The 16,882-nt window shown below is 56.1% G+C and carries 14 protein-coding genes; 9 read left to right on the forward strand and 5 right to left on the reverse strand.

Annotated elements, in window-relative coordinates:
• Positions 1 to 21 precede the first annotated feature (21 nt).
• Together AC1RSM_RS10875 and AC1RSM_RS10880 are read right to left on the reverse strand one after the other, a co-directional pair.
• On the reverse strand, positions 22 to 456 hold the full coding sequence (locus AC1RSM_RS10875; RefSeq protein WP_492932373.1) for a hypothetical protein: 435 nt from the start codon (positions 454 to 456) through the stop codon (positions 22 to 24).
• Positions 457 to 711: 255 nt separating this feature from the next.
• On the reverse strand, positions 712 to 2,091 hold the full coding sequence (locus tag AC1RSM_RS10880) for an MFS transporter (protein WP_492932375.1): 1,380 nt from the start codon (positions 2,089 to 2,091) through the stop codon (positions 712 to 714).
• Positions 2,092 to 2,398: 307 nt separating this feature from the next.
• Here AC1RSM_RS10880 and AC1RSM_RS10885 point away from each other — a divergent pair, with 307 nt between their 5' ends.
• Positions 2,399 to 3,319 carry a LysR family transcriptional regulator gene (locus AC1RSM_RS10885; protein ID WP_492932377.1) on the forward strand — a complete coding sequence of 307 codons (921 nt, stop codon included), beginning with the start codon at positions 2,399 to 2,401 and terminating at the stop codon, positions 3,317 to 3,319.
• Positions 3,320 to 3,414: 95 nt separating this feature from the next.
• Complete coding sequence (gene gloA / locus AC1RSM_RS10890; protein ID WP_492932379.1) at positions 3,415 to 3,831, forward strand: lactoylglutathione lyase; 417 nt, start codon at positions 3,415 to 3,417, stop codon at positions 3,829 to 3,831.
• An 83-nt stretch (positions 3,832 to 3,914) separates the two neighbouring features.
• Here gloA and ubiD read toward each other — a convergent pair whose 3' ends face one another.
• On the reverse strand, positions 3,915 to 5,459 hold the full coding sequence (ubiD, locus tag AC1RSM_RS10895; RefSeq protein WP_492932381.1) for a 4-hydroxy-3-polyprenylbenzoate decarboxylase: 1,545 nt from the start codon (positions 5,457 to 5,459) through the stop codon (positions 3,915 to 3,917).
• 95 nt (positions 5,460 to 5,554) lie between these two features.
• On the opposite strand from ubiD, the gene AC1RSM_RS10900 reads away from it, so the two are divergent.
• On the forward strand, positions 5,555 to 6,394 hold the full coding sequence (locus tag AC1RSM_RS10900; protein ID WP_492932383.1) for a lytic transglycosylase domain-containing protein: 840 nt from the start codon (positions 5,555 to 5,557) through the stop codon (positions 6,392 to 6,394).
• Between the two features lie 57 nt (positions 6,395 to 6,451).
• Here AC1RSM_RS10900 and AC1RSM_RS10905 read toward each other — a convergent pair whose 3' ends face one another.
• Complete coding sequence (locus AC1RSM_RS10905; protein ID WP_492932385.1) at positions 6,452 to 7,612, reverse strand: pyridoxal phosphate-dependent aminotransferase; 1,161 nt, start codon at positions 7,610 to 7,612, stop codon at positions 6,452 to 6,454.
• A 142-nt stretch (positions 7,613 to 7,754) separates the two neighbouring features.
• On the opposite strand from AC1RSM_RS10905, the gene AC1RSM_RS10910 reads away from it, so the two are divergent.
• From AC1RSM_RS10910 to AC1RSM_RS10925, 4 genes are all read left to right on the forward strand, one after another.
• Positions 7,755 to 8,654, forward strand: a complete 900-nt coding sequence (locus AC1RSM_RS10910; RefSeq protein ID WP_492932387.1) for a hypothetical protein — start codon at positions 7,755 to 7,757, stop codon at positions 8,652 to 8,654.
• Between the two features lie 218 nt (positions 8,655 to 8,872).
• Positions 8,873 to 11,167 (forward strand): NADP-dependent malic enzyme, encoded by a 2,295-nt coding sequence (locus tag AC1RSM_RS10915; protein WP_492932389.1) that lies wholly within the window; start codon positions 8,873 to 8,875, stop codon positions 11,165 to 11,167.
• A gap of 8 nt (positions 11,168 to 11,175) precedes the next feature.
• Positions 11,176 to 12,372 carry a patatin-like phospholipase family protein gene (locus AC1RSM_RS10920; RefSeq protein ID WP_492932391.1) on the forward strand — a complete coding sequence of 399 codons (1,197 nt, stop codon included), beginning with the start codon at positions 11,176 to 11,178 and terminating at the stop codon, positions 12,370 to 12,372.
• Positions 12,372 to 12,839: a barstar family protein gene (locus tag AC1RSM_RS10925; RefSeq protein ID WP_492932393.1), complete on the forward strand. Its 468-nt coding sequence runs from the start codon at positions 12,372 to 12,374 to the stop codon at positions 12,837 to 12,839. Before AC1RSM_RS10920 ends, AC1RSM_RS10925 begins: the two co-directional genes overlap by 1 nt.
• A gap of 3 nt (positions 12,840 to 12,842) precedes the next feature.
• On the opposite strand, the gene AC1RSM_RS10930 is transcribed toward AC1RSM_RS10925, so the two are convergent.
• The gene (locus AC1RSM_RS10930) at positions 12,843 to 13,571 is read right to left on the reverse strand and encodes a 16S rRNA (uracil(1498)-N(3))-methyltransferase (RefSeq protein ID WP_492932395.1); all 729 of its coding nucleotides are present in this window, start codon (positions 13,569 to 13,571) and stop codon (positions 12,843 to 12,845) included.
• A 194-nt stretch (positions 13,572 to 13,765) separates the two neighbouring features.
• Here AC1RSM_RS10930 and tkt point away from each other — a divergent pair, with 194 nt between their 5' ends.
• Positions 13,766 to 15,811, forward strand: coding sequence for a transketolase (tkt, locus tag AC1RSM_RS10935; protein WP_492932397.1), 2,046 nt, complete (start codon positions 13,766 to 13,768; stop codon positions 15,809 to 15,811).
• A 12-nt stretch (positions 15,812 to 15,823) separates the two neighbouring features.
• The gene (gap, locus tag AC1RSM_RS10940; protein ID WP_492932399.1) at positions 15,824 to 16,837 is read left to right on the forward strand and encodes a type I glyceraldehyde-3-phosphate dehydrogenase; all 1,014 of its coding nucleotides are present in this window, start codon (positions 15,824 to 15,826) and stop codon (positions 16,835 to 16,837) included.
• Positions 16,838 to 16,882 lie beyond the last annotated feature (45 nt).

Raw genomic sequence — 16,882 nt, forward strand, 5'->3', positions numbered from 1 at the left:
ATCCAGACGCAAGAGACGTACTTAGAACTTGTTCAGAACGTATTTTTCGAACAACCATTTCAAACCATACAGAGCGGCAAAAATAATAGCCACAATCGCCAGAAAATCCGCACTGAAAACACTTTGCTGTTTATGGGACAGCTCCATGAATACGTGTTCGTTCGCGGGGCGTGCGTAAGTCATGGGGATGGCAGACCGGGGCAGATCTGCCTTCAGGATGATGTATTGGCCCTCGTGGGCAGCCTGCAAGAGCAGCTTGTCCAGCTGTATGGTTTTCTGGCCTGGCTCCTGAGCATTGTTGCACAACTGCTGCGTACCTTTGGCCCAGTTGTCCTGGCCGATGGGGCAGTGAGCTGTCATCGTATGACCATTGCTGAGATGAACATTCAACCACCCTTCGGAGCGGGAGGTGTCGGTGCTGCTTACCGTGATGTCAGTCAGGCTGATGGTGGTCATGCGAAAAGGGCCCTTTGGCAGTGCAAGCTGGTCCTTCTATCTGCATTAGGCAGGAAGTGAGTCAAGCTTTAGTCAATACTACAGCAGGCTATTTTATATAAGGGGGAGTGGGAAGATGCTTTTTCTATACTCAGAATTTCATTTATCCGCACTGCGCTTAATGCAAATCAATGGTTTTTCTTCACTATAAAAAAAGTAAAAAAACAGCCCTGCATGACAGGGCTGTTCGATGATGCGAATGAGCAGGCGGCTTAACTAAGTGATGCTGGTTTTGCCCAAACTAACAGCGGCTTTGGCATCGTGGCCCGGTTCAGTGTGATAGCGTCGTAAAGGTTTGTTGGCGGTTTCCGGCATCAAGACCGTGACCCAGAAAAAGCACAGTACAGCTACAACGGTGACGTAAAACGCCGGGGCCAGGTAGCTGCCCGTTTGCGTGGTCAGCCAAATCGCCAGGTAAGGGGCGGTGCCACCGAAGATCGCGAAGGTGATGTTGTAGCACATGCTCGATGCGGTATAGCGCATGTCCGTGGGAAACATCTCGGACAGCAGTGTCACGGCAACGACACTTGCGGCGACCTGCCCAATACCGATGATCAACATGCCGGCAATGGCCGCTTCCAGCGAGGCTCCGCCGTTCACAACCATATAGGCGGGGATGGTGAACAGAGCGTGCCAGATGGCAGCGAACTGCATCATTTTGCGGCGACCCACTTTATCCGAGATGATGCCGGCAATGGGGGTCAAGGCAGTCACGAACAGCAGGGCGACCATATTGGCGGTCAAGGACTGCACCGACGACAAGCCAATGACGGTGCGCAAGAAGGTGTTCATATAGGTGGAGAAAATGTAGAAAGACAGGGCGTACAACACAATGAATCCGCCCAGCTTCACGATGTTCGATCCTTCTGCCTTGAACACCTGGGATGCGGTGTAGCTGGCCTGTCCTTTCTTTTCGGCACGCATTTGCTGGAATTCAGGTGATTCGGACAAGTGGTCACGAATGAAGAAAGCCACCACACCCATAGGAACGGCCAGCAAGAAAATTGCACGCCAGCCCCAGTCCCCCATGGCTTCAGTACCCACAATGGCTGCCAGCCCCGCACTGATCCCAGCGGCCAGGGCAAATGCGAAGTACGTCGCCCCCGACATAGCCCAGGCGTACGAGTTGCGCTTGTTCATGGGGCTGTGTTCAACGGTGTAGATGGTAGCGCCTGTGTATTCGCCCCCCGCGGACAGCCCCTGAATACAGCGGATGATGATCAGCAGAACCGGAGCCCAGATTCCGATACTGTCGTAGGTTGGGATCAGGCCAATGGCCGCTGTCGAGCCGGACATCAGCAAGACGGTCAAAGCCAGAATCTTCTTTCGGCCAATCCGATCCCCAAGCCGGCCAAAGTAGATGCCGCCCAGTGGTCGCACAATGAAGGACACCAAAAACACGGCAAAGGTGGCCAGCAGCCCTGCCATTTTGTCTGCGGACGGAAAGAAGTTTTGTGCAATGTAGACGGCCATATAGCCGAACAAGGCGAAATCGAACCATTCAACGATCGTGCCGGCCGCTGAACCCATCATGACTTTCTTAATGTGGCCCGTATCGGTATGTTCCGATTCGGCCACGGTGGTTTCCCTTTGCATACTTATGTCTCCTCAAGTATTGGGACTATCTGTTTTTTTTAAAATCAAACCCTGTGGGGTACTTGGTTTTTTATTATTCGTGCGTGTGTGACGGTCTTATTGGTATGAATGAAAAGGTCGAATAAGGCATCGACTGGAGCAGGATAAATTCCTCCTATCGGTTGGGCTTTGCATCGGCTCTTGATGTCTTTGAGGACAGCCGCCCGGTGCGTGATTGATAAGCTAATCCTCTGCAAATTGCTTGTCCATTCACTATTCGCGCTCTATTATTGATCGCGATGTTATCAATCAAAAAAAGAGCTGAGCCATGATTCCTGGACGCCTGGATCTGCATCACTTGCGCGCCTTTAAAACGGTGGCTGAACAGTTGCATTTCAAAAAGGCGGCCGAGCTGCTGCATATCACCCAGCCGGGGCTCACGCGCATCATCAAAAAGCTGGAAGAAGACTTGCAGGTAGACCTGTTTGAACGCAGCACCCGCCAAGTCAAGCTGACGGCGGCGGGCTTTTTGCTACTGCAGGAAATTGAGCAGGTTTTTGTGCATCTGGAGCGCGGTATTGAGCTGGCCCAGAAAGCGAAATTTGGTGATATCGGCCACTTGATCATTGCGTACAACGACTATGCGGTGCAGGACGTTTTGCCCCGGACTCTGGAGCATTTCAAGCAGCAGTACGCGCACATCACAACCGATTTGTTATATATGCCGACCCAGCAGCAAATTCAGGGTTTGCAGCAAGGCAGTCTGGATCTGGGCTTCGGTTTTGCGTTCTCGGACGACCCTGAGGAACTGGGGGTGCAATGGAAGCCGGTGTGCCGTGACGACCCGATAGTGTTGTTGCAAAGCGATCACCCTCTGGCCAAGGAAAAGTCTATCCCTTTGGTTGAGCTGGCCAATGAACAGTTTGTAGTGGGCAGCAAGACGCATTGGCAGGTATGGCGTCGTTATTTTTATTCTTTGTGTCGCCATGCGGGGTTTCATCCCAATTCGGTGCAGGAGGCCAGCACTATCACCGGGATCATGAGCATGGTAGCGGCCAATATAGGCATTGCCGTGCTTTCGCAGTCGCTACGTAAGTACGTGCACCGGGATCTGGTGGCGATTGATTTGGATTTGTCCGGGCAGCACCCGCAATCCTTTATCAACATCATGTGGCAGGACAGCAATGCAAATCCTTGTGTGCCACTTTTTATCCAGACTATCTCGTCAGAGCTGATGTCATCGACCTGAGCAGTCTTGAGTATTTCTCATCAGTCTTTGATGAACGGTCATGATGGAAATGGGGCGGTTTTGCTACATTGCAGTTTTTGCCACTGGCCCCGTTTATGAGCACCCCTGAAATAAAATTTGGTCTGGATCATGTCATGTTGCGCGTGCTGGATCTGGAACGATCTTTGGCGTTTTACAGAGATGTTCTTGGGATGAAGGTGTTGCGGCATACCGAGTATGAGTCAGGCAGATTCACCAATGTGTTTCTCAGTTTTGACGAAACTACCCAGTCCAGTCTGGAGCTGACTTATAACTGGGACCGAAGCGAACCCTATGAAAAGGGGACGGCTTTTGGACACTTGGCTTTGATGGTGAATGACGTCCATCAGGCTGTGCGCAAGCTGGAGTCCTGTGGAGTGAAGATCAAAACACCCCCCAAGCAAATGAATCACGGTAAACGCACGATTGCGTTTGTGTTGGATCCGGATGAGTATTTGATTGAGCTGGTTGAGCCCTTGGCTTGGCCTGTATAAAAAGGCCAAGCCTTATGGTCAAGGACTGCCACTACGATGCCGACTATAGGTAATGCAGCCCGCCATAGTGGCGAGCTTGCTGCTTACAGCCCCAGGGTAGACCACATATCGTCTACTTTTTTCTGTGTGGCATCGTCCATCTTGATGGGCACGCCCCATTCGCGTTGTGTCTCGCCAGGCCACTTGTTGGTAGCGTCCATACCCATTTTGCCGCCCAGTCCAGAAACCGGCGAAGCAAAGTCCAGATAGTCGATAGGCGTGTTTTCCACCAGAACGGTGTCGCGTACTGGGTCCATGCGAGTTGTCATGGCCCAGATCACTTCTTTCCAGTCTCGGGTATTCACGTCCTCGTCCACCACAACGATGAACTTGGTGTACATGAATTGGCGCAGGATGCTCCACACCCCAAACATCACACGCTTGGCATGGCCAGCGTATTGTTTGCGAATGGATACCACGGCCAGGCGGTAGCTGCAGCCCTCGGGTGGCAAATAGAAGTCGATGATTTCAGGCAATTGCTTGCGCAGCAACGGTACAAAAACTTCATTCAGTGCCACGCCCAAGACCGCTGGCTCATCGGGTGGTTTGCCGGTGTAAGTACTGTGGTAGATCGGGTTGCGACGCATGGTGATGCGCTCAACCGTAAAGACTGGGAACCAGTCTTGCTCGTTGTAGTAGCCGGTGTGGTCGCCGTAAGGGCCTTCCAGCGCCATCTCGTAGTTCTTGTCAGCAGGCGGCTTTACCCCTTCTGGGACCTGGGGGGCCAGGGCATCGGGGTGATCGCTAGGCAGAATATGACCTTCCAGCACAATCTCCGCCCAGGCAGGCACAGACAGATCACTGCCCAAAGCCTTGGCGACTTCTGTACGTGAGCCGCGCAGCAAACCGGCAAATTGATATTCAGACAGGCTATCCGGTACGGGTGTGACTGCGCCCAGAATGGTAGCGGGGTCGGTGCCCAAGGCAACGGCAATCGGGAAGGGTTTGCCGGGGTTGGTCAAGGCGTGGTCGCGAAAGTCCAGCGCACCACCTCGGTGGGACAACCAGCGCATGATCAGTTTGTTACGGCCAATCAGTTGCTGGCGGTAAATACCCAGGTTCTGACGTTTGGCGTGCGGGCCTTTGGTGATGACCAGACCCCAGGTCAGCAGGGGGGCAACGTCGCCAGGCCAGCAAAGTTGCAAAGGGATCTGGTTCAGATCCACATCCTTGCCTTCCAGCACGACTTCCTGACATGCCGGGGAACGCACGTTTTTAGGGCTCATGTCCCAGAGTGCAGACTTGAGCATGGACACTTTGGACAAGGCGTCGCGCATGCCGGTAGGGGCTTGAGGCTCTTTCAGATTGGCCAGCAGCTCACCAGTGTCGCGTAATGCCGACACATCCTGGGCACCCATGCCCCAGGCAACGCGCTGCGGTGTACCAAACAGATTGGTCAGCACAGGCATGGCGGCTTTGGAGCCTTGATGCTGGGCGTTTTCAAACAAAAGTGCCGGTCCACCGGCACGCAATACCCGGTCACTGATTTCAGTCATTTCCAGCGAGGTGGAAACCGGCTGCGTGATCCGTTTCAGATCGCCACGGGCTTCGAGCTGGGCAATAAAGTCTCTTAAATCACGGTATTTCACAGATGAACGGGGCTCCGCTTACAGATATTTTGGTTAAGACCTTGGACAGGTTCTAAGGTTAACATCGGGCAGTTAGCAATACTAAGGATCAACCCATGGGCTTCCAAGATATGGACTATGTACTTAGTCGTTCGGCCCGCAACCTGACGTATCGCATTGGTGAGTTTGTGCACGTGTGTGCCATGTACCTGGGCATTGCCGTTCTGGTGACGATTGCTGCCTGTGTGGTCGTGCCATCGATGCGCGCTCAGTTTAACCAGCTTTATACCGGTCTCGTGCAAACCTTGCGTCCGGAAGCGGTGAAATACGATGCGTATAGTCAGGCGGTCTGGCCTGCGGATAAATCCGTCTCAGGCTTGTCGGAAGACGGTGAGGACTTGAGCCAGACAGAGCAGCAGCAAGCGGTGTCTACGTATCAAGGCTTTATGAAGAACTTGCGCGCTTCGGTGACCGGGCAGCCTCTTGCTGGCGTGACGGCGGCGCAGCAGCAGGCATTGCGCAGCTATCTGGCGCGTAAATACAAGATTGCCTACTCGGTAGCGGGTGCCTTAATTCACACCGCTTTTATCGTGGGCAAGGAAAAGAATCTGGACCCACAGCTGATTCTGGCTGTGATCGCGATCGAGTCCCGCTACAACCCCTATGCTGAAAGTCATGTAGGGGCGCAGGGGCTGATGCAGGTGATGACCAAAGTCCATAAAGAGAAGTTCGATATCTATATGGAAGGCACGTTGGCCGTGCTCAGCCCGGAGGCGAATATCCGCGTGGGCGGGCAGATTCTGTCTGACTGTATCCGTCGTCGAGGTTCGATTGAAGGTGGCCTTGCCTGTTACGTGGGGGCGACTGGCCCAAGCGATGGCGGCTATGGGGCCAAGGTGCTGGCAGAGCGCCGACGTATTGCCTTGGCATCGGGAATTCCCGTCCGGGCGCGCTAGTTGGCCCGGAGGGAAAAGCGGTCGGGCTTGAAAGCCCGAGCAGCTTAGGGGCTGGGCTTAGCGGCCCAGAAATTGCCCCAGACGGCTGATTGCTTCCTGCAAGCGATCCATGCCTGTAGCGTAGGACAGACGCAGTGTGTGGGGAGCGTGGAAGGTGCCAAAGTCACGACCGGGCACCGCCGCTACCCCAGCTTCATGCAACAGTTGCTGCGAGAAGGCATCGCTGTCCTGGCTGTACTCACGAATATCCGTATAGATATAGAACGCACCATCAGGACGCACGGGGACGTGCAGCCTTAAACGCTCCAGTTCTGGCAGCAGATAGTCGCGACGCTGTTTGAAGGCCAGGCGACGCTCTTCATAAATGGCCATGGTTTCTGGCTCAAAGCAGGCCAGGGCGGCATGCTGGGCCAGCGAGGGGGCGCAAATTGCCAGGCTGGCAGCCATGCGTTCACACACTTCAGTCATCCAGGGCGGGGTAATCAACCAGCCCAGACGCCAGCCCGTCATGTGAAAGTACTTAGAGAAGCTATTGATAATAATGATGTCCTGATCCAGGGTCAGGGCGCTCAATGGGGCTTCTTCATAAAACAGACCCAGGTAGATCTCGTCCATGATGATGAAACCATCACGGGCGCGCACTTCTTTGATCAGCTCTTGCAGCGCCGGACGCGAGATGGTGGCGCCTGTCGGGTTGTTGGGTGAGGCAATCAAGACACCACGCGTTTTAGGGCCCCAATGTTCACGGATGTGCTGGGCGCTGAGCTGGAAACGTTCCTCGGCCGTGGCAGGAATCAGGCGTGCCGTACCCCCGGCAGCCATGATGAAGTTCTGATTGGCTGGGTAGGAGGGATCGGGCATCAGCACTTCATCGCCCGGGTTGATCAGGGCCAGCGTGGCCAGCGACAAAGCACCCGAGGCACCGGCAGTCACCACAATACGGGAAGGGTCCACACGGGCCTGGAATTGCTGCTCGTAGTACAGGGCAATGCGTTCGCGCAAGGCACTCAGACCGGCTGGGGCAGTGTACTGCCCAAGACCCTGGGTGCTGGCCTGATGCAGAGCATCGACTACGGCTTGAGGCGCGGTGAAGTCCGGCTCACCAATCCCCAGGCTGATAATGTCACGGCCTGTGGCTTGCAAGGCATTGGCTTGTTTGAAAAGTTCAACGGCATGAAAAGGCAGGACGTGTTCGGTACGGCTGGCGAGGCGTGACATACGGCAAATCTCGGGTAAAAAGTGTATTGTAGGACCTTGCTCAAAAGGGCGTCAGGTGGCTGTGGCATGTGCGTGTGCTCGAGGAGGGCGCAAACCAGCGGGCCAGTTGGCCTTCAGTTTAGGTTTGTTGCAGGAAAAGTCTATGGTTTCTACATCGCGGCGTGCATTTTTGACGGGGCGTCGTCCTCCCCAGACGGCTTGGCAGACATTTAGCTCGCGCTTGAAAGCCCGAGTTCAGGGTGAGTGGACGGAACTCAGTGCAGAACCCGATCACGAGCAGGCTCGCTTAGAACCGGCCTCCAGCGCGGATGTACACATGGTGTTGACGCTGGCCGCCGAGTACGGTGTGACGGTGCGTCTGGATGGTGTCCCCTTGGCCAGTGAAGCGGATGGCCCGGTGATTGTTCTGGCTCCCGGGCGTCAAATGGCCCGCTGTGATCGTCTGGAACCCAATTCAACACGCTGGTTTGTGCAACCCGGCTGTCTGCTGGGGGAAATGGAAGCCAAAGGTTTTCAAGGTGTGGCCGATGCGCCTGCCGGTATGACGGTGGCCGCGTGGTTGGCGGACCGACGTCAGCATGACTGGCCCACGGGCCGTACCGCCCTGTCCGGCGTCCTGCACTGTTCGGTCATCCTGGCGGATAACACACAAGCGGCTCTGGGGCCATTTGGTCAAGACAACCGCAATCCACTTGATAGCCTGCGTATGCAGCAATTGATTCCGGCCTTGTTCCAGCTGATGGGCGAATCGGAGACTCAAGCCTTGCGGCAAACGCTTTGGCCCGGCCGCTACCGATTGGATGCTCTGGAACCCGTAGACGGGGAGGGCATCAATCTGGCACACCTGATGTTGGGGCACGGCGGCGATCTGGCCTGGGTGGAGTGGCTGGTGCTGGATGAAGCCGTGCTACGCGCATCGGACCCTGACGCTTGGTCCTGGCCGAATCAGGAGCAGTCCTGGCAAGCGCAGGACGTGGACAGCCGTATCAAGGCGCTGTTTGATCCTGTGGACCGCTTTGTGTATCCAGGTCAGGCGCTGTAGGACAGGACTGTCCTGCGCTTGACCCTGAGCAGCAGGCAAAGGCTAGAATGGTCCTTGCTTTGCCCCTGGAGGCCAAGCACGGCGACTGGGGCTAAAGACACGACAAAGGCATTCGGCGACAAAGATCTTGAGCAAGCAAATGACTTGTTTGAATTGACGCTGTGGCGTGCTGGCGATCCCGGTCCGTTTTTAAATGGATTTTTGGGTAGGTACACAGCATGGACGCCAATTTTCGGAAAGCAGCCCTGGAATATCACGAACAGGGCAGGCCCGGAAAGTTATCGGTCACGCCGACCAAACAGTTATCAAACCAGCGGGATCTGGCGCTCGCGTATTCGCCCGGGGTGGCGGCCGCTTGCGAGGAGATCGTCAAAGATCCGCAAAACGCCTTTCGCTATACCGGACGAGGCAATCTGGTTGGGGTCATCAGCAACGGGACGGCTGTGCTGGGCCTGGGCAATATTGGCGCACTGGCCTCCAAACCGGTGATGGAAGGCAAGGCGGTGCTGTTCAAAAGCTTTGCCGGTCTGGACGTTTTTGATATTGAAATCAATGAAACCGACCCGGACAAGCTGGTCGACATTATTGCGGGTCTGGAGCCCACCTTTGGTGGTATCAATCTGGAAGACATCAAGGCACCCGAGTGCTTTGAAGTAGAGCGCAAACTGCGTCAGCGCATGAGCATCCCCGTCTTTCACGATGACCAGCACGGTACGGCCATCTGTGTGACTGCCGCTTTCCTGAACGGTCTGAGCGTAGTCGGTAAAGACATCAAGGATGTGAAAGTGGTCACTTCAGGGGCCGGGGCTGCTGCCTTGGCTTGTCTGGATTTGATGATCGATATGGGCCTGCCGCTGGAAAATATTTGGGTTACTGATATTGACGGTGTGCTTTATGAAGGCCGCCCGGGATCGCCGGTGCCTGAGCTGGCTCGCTTTGCCAAACCAACGGATGCCCGCACGCTGGCCGATGTGATCAGCGACGCTGATGTGTTCTTGGGCCTGTCTGCCGGTGGCGTGCTCAAACCCGAGATGCTTAAAAAAATGGCTGCTCGGCCATTGATTCTGGCCCTGGCCAATCCGAATCCTGAAATTTTGCCTGAAGACGCCCATGCGGTGCGTGACGATGTGGTCATGGCAACCGGCCGTTCGGATTACCCGAATCAGGTCAATAACGTGCTGTGCTTCCCCTATATTTTCCGGGGTGCGCTGGACGTAGGCGCCACCACAATTACACGCGGCATGGAAAAAGCGGCCGTGCTGGCAATTTGCCAATTGGCTCGTGAAGAGCAGGACGAGGGTGTGGCCGCGGCCTATGGCCTGGAAGAAGTGTCCTTCGGCCCGTCTTTCTTCATTCCCCGTCCCTTTGATTCGCGCCTGATCGTGCGCATTGCCCCCGCCGTTGCCAAGGCTGCGATGGATGAAGGGGTGGCTACGCGGCCCATTGCGGACCTGAAAAGCTACGTGTATCAGCTGCGCCAGTTCGTGTACAAATCCGGCTCGTTCATGAAGCCGATCTATTCGCTGGCCCGTGGTCTGGTGCAAGATGGTGCGAAATCGCGCGTGGTGTTTACTGAAGGCGAGGACGAGCGCGTCTTGCGTGCCGTACAGATTATTGTCGACGAAGGTTTGGCCAGCCCCATTCTGGTGGGTCGTCCCGCGGTCTTGCAGCAGCGTATCGAACGCTACGGCCTGCGCCTGCGTCTGGGCATTGATGTGGAAGTCACGAACCCTGAACAAGATGATCGCTTCCATCGCTACTGGACCAGCTATTGGGAAATCATGTCGCGCCGTGGCATCAGCAAAGAGATGGCCCGTGTGGAAATGCGCCGTCGCCCGACTTTGATCGGAGCCATGATGCTGCACCTGGGCGATGCGGACGGCATGATTTGCGGGACGGTGGGCCGTTACGAGAACCATCTGGAGTTGGTGGATCAGGTGATTGGTAAAGCACCGGGCGTCGAAACCTATGCGGCCATGAATATCCTGCTGCTGAGCGAACGCACGGTTGCCCTGACTGATACCCACATCAACCATGATCCCAATTCGGATCAGGTGGCTGAAATTACCTTGGCTGCGGCTCGCAAGATGCGCCAGTTCAATATCGAACCCAAGGTGGCCTTGCTGTCCAGTTCCAACTTTGGCACCAATGACTCACCCGCTGCTGTGACCATGCGCGGCGCACTGGAGCGGGTGCGCAAGTTGGACCCCGGCCTGGAAGTGGATGGCGAAATGCACGGTGACTGCGCCCTGGACGAAAAAGCCCGCCAGCAAATTTTGCCCACTTCGGCCCTGAGTGGTGAGGCGAACCTGCTGGTTTGCCCGAATGTGGAAGCGGGCAATATCGCCTATAACCTGCTCAAGACGGCGGCGGGCGGTAATGTGGCCATCGGCCCATTCTTGCTTGGTGCCCGGGCGCCGGTTCACATCATGACCTCGACCTCCTCGGTGCGCCGTATCGTCAATATGACAGCGGTGACGGTGGTGGATGCCAACGTCGCTACTGAAGGCTGACACGCATTATGATTTCGCGCTCCCCCGCTCCTGTCGCTTTGATTTTGAATGGGGGCGGGGCGCGTGGTGCATATCAGGCCGGGGTCCTGGCCGGCTTGCTGGAGCTGCTGGACCCGGATCGAAACCCGCAGTTTCGTAATCCCTTCGATATTATTTGTGGTTCGTCGGCAGGCTCTATCAATGCGGCAGGGCTGGCGTGTCGTGCCGATCGGCCGCATGAGGCTGTCGACCATATACAACAGCTGTGGGCCACGCTGCACACCAACGATATCTTTCATGCCGACCCTTTGCAGTTGCTGGCGACCAGCGCGCACTGGGTGGCGACTCTGGCTTTGGGTTGGCTGTCTCCGCGCTTGCGCGACCATATGCCGCACTCCATGCTGGACAACTCACCGTTGCGCAGCTTGCTGGAAAACAGCCTGGATTTTGACCGTCTGCAACGCAACCTGGCCCAGCGACACCTGGGAGCCTTGGCGATTACAGCCGCTGCCTACACCACGGGTGAGCATCTGACTTTTTATCAGTCTGATGAGCGCATACGCCCCTGGACACGCAATCTGCGCCGGGCCATACCGGGTGTCATCGGGGTGGATCACCTGATGGCCTCCAGTGCTATTCCCTTCATGTTTCCGGCTCAGTCCCTGCAGGTGGGCAAGCAAACTCAGTGGTGTGGTGACGGCACCATGCGTCAGTTGGCTCCCATCAGTCCGGCCATTCATTTAGGGGCGCACAAGGTGCTTATTGTGGGCACGGGATACGCGGATAACACCTATCATGAGCAAGAATCCAAGGATCCTCCCTATCCCTCTTTGGCACAGATCAGTGGCTACGCTTTATCCAACATATTCCTGGATAGTGTGTCAACGGATATCGAGCGCATGGAACGCATCAATACATTGCTTGCCTATATGCCTGCAAATGGATTAAAAAGCCAATCGCTGCGTCCTGTCAGCACGTTTGCCATCACTCCCAGCCGTTCGCTGGATGAAATTGCCACTCGGCATATTCATCAGATGCCAACTGCTGCACGTACCCTATTTCGAGTACTTGGTGTATCTTCAAAGTCCGGTCCGACCACAGGCGGCGCATTAATTTCATACTTGTTATTCGAGTCCGGCTACACCCAAGAGCTGATCGAGTTAGGAAAGACCGATACCATGAGTCGTCGTGAAGAAGTGTTAGCGTTTTTTAAGGAGGCGTCCTAATGAGCCAATCCCTGACTTTGCAAGAAGCTTTGCAACAAGGCGGTGTGCTCGACGCAACGGGCCTGACGGCTGCTGATTTTATGGAGCAGGCACAGGCCCAGGGCCTGAGCGCTCTGGAAGTAAGTTGCGATCGTGCACGCAATCGCTCTGCCGTGTTGCGCGCAGTAGCCAAAGCTGTCGATTACCCTGAATTTTTTGGTGGCAATCTGGATTCACTCTACGATTGCCTGTGCGATACCGTGCTGGATCAAAAAGCCGGGCTGGCCCTGTGGCTGGACAATCTGCACAGTGGCGATCCTGCACTGGAAAAAGACGCCCAGGCTATTTTGGGTGTTTGTGAAGATGTGCACGCCTGGGCCTCGAACAACGAGCGCCTGTTTGTTTGTGTCGTTCTGCACGCTGGTAAGCATCCTGATCCGGAACCCGGCGTGGACCCTGCTTCCTATTCCGGCCAGGACGAGGAGTAAGGCTTACTCCCAGCCTTGCAAGGCGCTGATCGCTGCTGTCAGCGCCAAGGCGGCAGTTTCGGTCCGCAAGACGCGGTGTCCAAAACGAATCGCCTGAGCTTGGGCACCCAGTGCCACTTTCTGTTCTTCAGGTGACCAGCCGCCTTCAGGGCCAATCAAAAGGGTGATGGCCTGATCCTGCGGGCCAATGACCTGCGACAATTGTTGTGGAGCATCCGGATCGCAAAATAAATGCAGTCCGGTCCTTGTTTCACGAACGTACTCGGCCAAGGTCACGGGCGAGGCCAGTTCCATCAAGCGGTTACGGCCACATTGTTCACTGGCCGATTCAATGACTCTTTGCCAGTGCGCCATCCGTTTTGCTTGTCGCTCTGCGTTTAACTGCAAAACACTGCGCTGGGCGCGCACAGGCACAAAGCGACTCACCCCCAGCTCCACCGCCTTTTCAATAATCCAGTCCATCTTGTCGCTGGACGCGATGCCTTGCAGTACGGTGATGCGGCCCGCCAGTTCGCGTGCCGGTTCCAGGGCAGCGCCCAGATTGGCATAGCCTTTCTTGCCGTCGATACGCAAGGTGCCGGGATACTCGGCTCCTTGGCCATCAAACAGCACAATGTCCTGGCCATCCTTCAAACGCAGAACGCGAATGGCGTGATGAGCCAGTGCCTCGGGCAGGGCGATCTCGGTGTCGGCCTGCAGGGCCAGGGAGTGGTAGAAACGGGGAGCTGCCATATAAGGACACCATCAAGCATAAAAAACCGCACAAGCATACCGTACCCGAGCTTGGGTAAGAAAGCGCAAGGCCCCGGCTCAAGTGGGGGCGGTTTAGCGCCAGCAATGCTAAAATAGCGCGTTTTATAAACTAATCAGGGCCGTGAGCCGTCTACCAGTCGGAATTGCCGCGCCGCCGCCCCAATGAGCTTCTAATGGATATTGCGTCAGCCTCTGATAAAACCCTAGCCAATGCCATCCGTGCCTTGTCTATGGATGCCGTGCAACAAGCTAATTCGGGCCACCCCGGTGCGCCTATGGGCATGGCCGATATCGCCCAGGTTCTCTGGTCCCGGCACCTGAAACACAACCCTGCCGACCCTGCCTGGTTTGATCGTGACCGTTTTGTGTTGTCAAACGGCCACGGTTCCATGCTGATCTACGCTTTGTTGCACCTGAGCGGTTACGACCTGCCTCTGGAAGAACTGCGTAACTTCCGTCAGATGCATTCGCGCACACCGGGCCACCCCGAAGTGGGCATTACCTCTGGCGTGGAAACCACGACCGGGCCTTTGGGCCAGGGTCTGGGCAACGCAGTCGGTTTTGCATTGGCCGAAGCTTTGTTGGCGCGCGAGTTCAATCGCGAAGGCCACGATGTCGTGGATCACCTGACCTGGGTGTTCGCCGGTGACGGCTGCCTGATGGAAGGCATCTCGCACGAAGCCTGCTCTTTGGCCGGTACCTGGAAGCTGTCCAAGCTGGTGGTGCTGTACGACGACAACGGTATTTCCATCGACGGCAAAGTCGAAAACTGGTTTGGCGACGATACGCCCGCCCGTTTCGAGAGCTACGGCTGGAATGTGATCCGTGCCGTTGACGGCCACGATGCCGCTTCGATTCACAAGGCCATCGAACAAGCTCGCCGCAATGCCAAAGAAGGCACGGGCCCAACCCTGATTTGTTGCCGTACCGTGATTGGCAAGGGTGCTCCTAACGCAGCCGGTTCCGAGAAAGTTCACGGTGCTCCTTTGGGCGCTGATGAAATCGCCGCTACCCGCGCTGCGCTGGACTGGAACCACGGTCCCTTTGAAATTCCTCAGGAAGTCTACCAAGGCTGGGATTGCCGCGAAAAAGGTGGCGCCCAGCAAGCTGAGTGGCAAGTACGTTTTGATGCCTACAGCCAGGCCCATCCTGAACTGGCCGCTGAGTTGGCACGCCGTCTGAAAGGCGAACTGCCTGCCGACTACAGTGCCAAGGTTCAAGCCTTTATTGAAGAAACTGCTCAAAAAGCTGAAACCATTGCCTCGCGTAAAGCGTCGCAACTGGCCATTAGCGCGCTGGTCAATGTGTTGCCTGAAATGCTGGGCGGCTCGGCTGACCTGACTGGCTCCAACTTCACAGACTGGAAGGGCGCTGAAGCAGTTCGCGCTCATGCTGATGGTGTGCACTTTGGTCGTCACATCAACTACGGTGTTCGTGAATTCGGTATGGCTGCCATCATGAATGGTCTGGCCCTGCACGGTGGTTACCTGCCCTTTGGCGGCACCTTCCTGACCTTCTCGGATTACTCGCGCAACGCCATCCGTATGGCTGCCTTGATGAAGCAACGTGTTGTACACGTGTTCACCCACGACTCCATCGGTCTGGGCGAAGACGGTCCTACGCACCAATCCATCGAGCATGCCAACAGCTTGCGTCTGATCCCCAATCTGCACGTCTGGCGTCCATGCGACACTACGGAAACGGCAGTGGCCTGGGCATGTGCGGTCGAGCGTCCTACCAGCATTGGCATGGATGTGCAGGGCGGTGGTCCTAGCGCCTTGCTGCTGTCGCGCCAGAACCTGCCCTTTGTGGAACGTGATGCGCAAACCATCCAGAACATCCGCCGTGGCGGTTACGTGCTGCGCGATGCGCAAGATGCACGTGCCATCATCATGGCCACGGGTTCGGAGATCGGTCTGGCTTTGCAGGCTCAAGAGCAACTGGCCGAACAAGGTATTGCAACCCGAGTGGTTTCCATGCCGTGTACCAATTTGTTCGACGCCCAGGACAAGCAGTGGCGTGATCAGGTTCTGACCCCCGGTATCCCGCGTGTTGCGGTTGAGGCCGGTACGACAGGGCTGTGGTTCAAGTACGTGGGTCTGGAAGGCGCTGTAGTGGGTATTGACACCTACGGCGAATCCGCCCCGGCTGGCGTCCTGTTCAAGCATTTTGGTCTGACGGCGGACAAGGTCGCTGCGGCCGTTCAAGAAATTTTGTAATTGGAGTCTGACATGACGATTCGCGTCGCAATTAATGGTTATGGTCGTATCGGCCGCATGATCTTGCGTGCCCACTACGAGTACGGCAAAAAACACGATATCGAGATCGTGGCCATCAACGCTTCGGGCGGTGCCGAGATCAACGAACACCTGACTCGCTATGACTCCGTGCATGGCCGCTTTAACGCCGATGTGTCGCTGGACGGCGACTACTTGGTGGTCAACGGTGACCGTATCCGCTTGCTGAGCCAGCGCGATGCGCTGACCTTGCCTTGGGCTGAATTGGGTGTGGACGTGGTGCTGGAATGTACCGGTGCTTTCACTACCAAAGAAAAAGCAGGCGAGCACATTCAGGCTGGTGCCAAAAAAGTCATCATCTCGGCCCCCGGCGGTAAAGATGTGGACGCCACCATTGTGTACGGCGTGAACCACGACATCTTGAAGAGCACGGACACCGTGATCTCCAACGCATCGTGCACCACTAACTGCCTGGCTCCCCTGGTTGCTCCCTTGCACAAGGAACTGGGCGTGCTCAGCGGTTTGATGACCACCATCCACGCTTACACCAACGACCAGGTCCTGACCGACGTGCGTCACAAAGACATGCGTCGTGCCCGTTCGGCCACCAGCAGCATGATCCCCACCAAAACCGGCGCTGCTGCCGCTGTGGGTCTGGTGCTGCCAGAACTGAATGGCAAGCTGGACGGTTACGCCGTACGCGTTCCCACCATCAACGTGTCCATGGTTGACCTGACTTTCGTCGCCAGCCGCAACACCAGCGTTGAAGAAGTGAACAGCATCCTGAAGACGGCTTCGGAAGGCGCCATGAAGGGCATTCTGGATTACTGCACCGAACCTCTGGTCTCCATCGACTTTAACCACACGACGGCCTCCAGCACGGTTGATTCCCTGCTGACCAAAGTCACCGGCGGCAATATGGTGAAAGTGGCGGCCTGGTACGACAACGAGTGGGCCTTCTCCATTCGTATGCTCGACAGCACCATTGCGCTGATGTCGGCCAAGTAAGATCTGAATAGCAGGGGCGGAATTTCCGCCCCTGTCACGTTAATT

This window comes from Alcaligenes sp. GW821-FHT11D07 (genome assembly GCF_058808495.1).

What these genes read in the sequence shown, in the direction of transcription:
- AC1RSM_RS10920 (WP_492932391.1), top strand. Translation starts at nt 11,176, where the DNA reads ATGATTTCGCGCTCCCCCGCTCCTGTCGCTTTGATTTTGAATGGGGGC.
- gap (WP_492932399.1), top strand. Translation starts at nt 15,824, where the DNA reads ATGACGATTCGCGTCGCAATTAATGGTTATGGTCGTATCGGCCGCATG.
- AC1RSM_RS10880 (WP_492932375.1), bottom strand. Translation starts at nt 2,091, where the DNA reads ATGCAAAGGGAAACCACCGTGGCCGAATCGGAACATACCGATACGGGC.
- tkt (WP_492932397.1), top strand. Translation starts at nt 13,766, where the DNA reads ATGGATATTGCGTCAGCCTCTGATAAAACCCTAGCCAATGCCATCCGT.
- AC1RSM_RS10930 (WP_492932395.1), bottom strand. Translation starts at nt 13,571, where the DNA reads ATGGCAGCTCCCCGTTTCTACCACTCCCTGGCCCTGCAGGCCGACACC.
- AC1RSM_RS10905 (WP_492932385.1), bottom strand. Translation starts at nt 7,612, where the DNA reads ATGTCACGCCTCGCCAGCCGTACCGAACACGTCCTGCCTTTTCATGCC.
- AC1RSM_RS10900 (WP_492932383.1), top strand. Translation starts at nt 5,555, where the DNA reads ATGGGCTTCCAAGATATGGACTATGTACTTAGTCGTTCGGCCCGCAAC.
- AC1RSM_RS10915 (WP_492932389.1), top strand. Translation starts at nt 8,873, where the DNA reads ATGGACGCCAATTTTCGGAAAGCAGCCCTGGAATATCACGAACAGGGC.
- AC1RSM_RS10910 (WP_492932387.1), top strand. Translation starts at nt 7,755, where the DNA reads ATGGTTTCTACATCGCGGCGTGCATTTTTGACGGGGCGTCGTCCTCCC.
- AC1RSM_RS10875 (WP_492932373.1), bottom strand. Translation starts at nt 456, where the DNA reads ATGACCACCATCAGCCTGACTGACATCACGGTAAGCAGCACCGACACC.
- AC1RSM_RS10925 (WP_492932393.1), top strand. Translation starts at nt 12,372, where the DNA reads ATGAGCCAATCCCTGACTTTGCAAGAAGCTTTGCAACAAGGCGGTGTG.
- AC1RSM_RS10885 (WP_492932377.1), top strand. Translation starts at nt 2,399, where the DNA reads ATGATTCCTGGACGCCTGGATCTGCATCACTTGCGCGCCTTTAAAACG.
- gloA (WP_492932379.1), top strand. Translation starts at nt 3,415, where the DNA reads ATGAGCACCCCTGAAATAAAATTTGGTCTGGATCATGTCATGTTGCGC.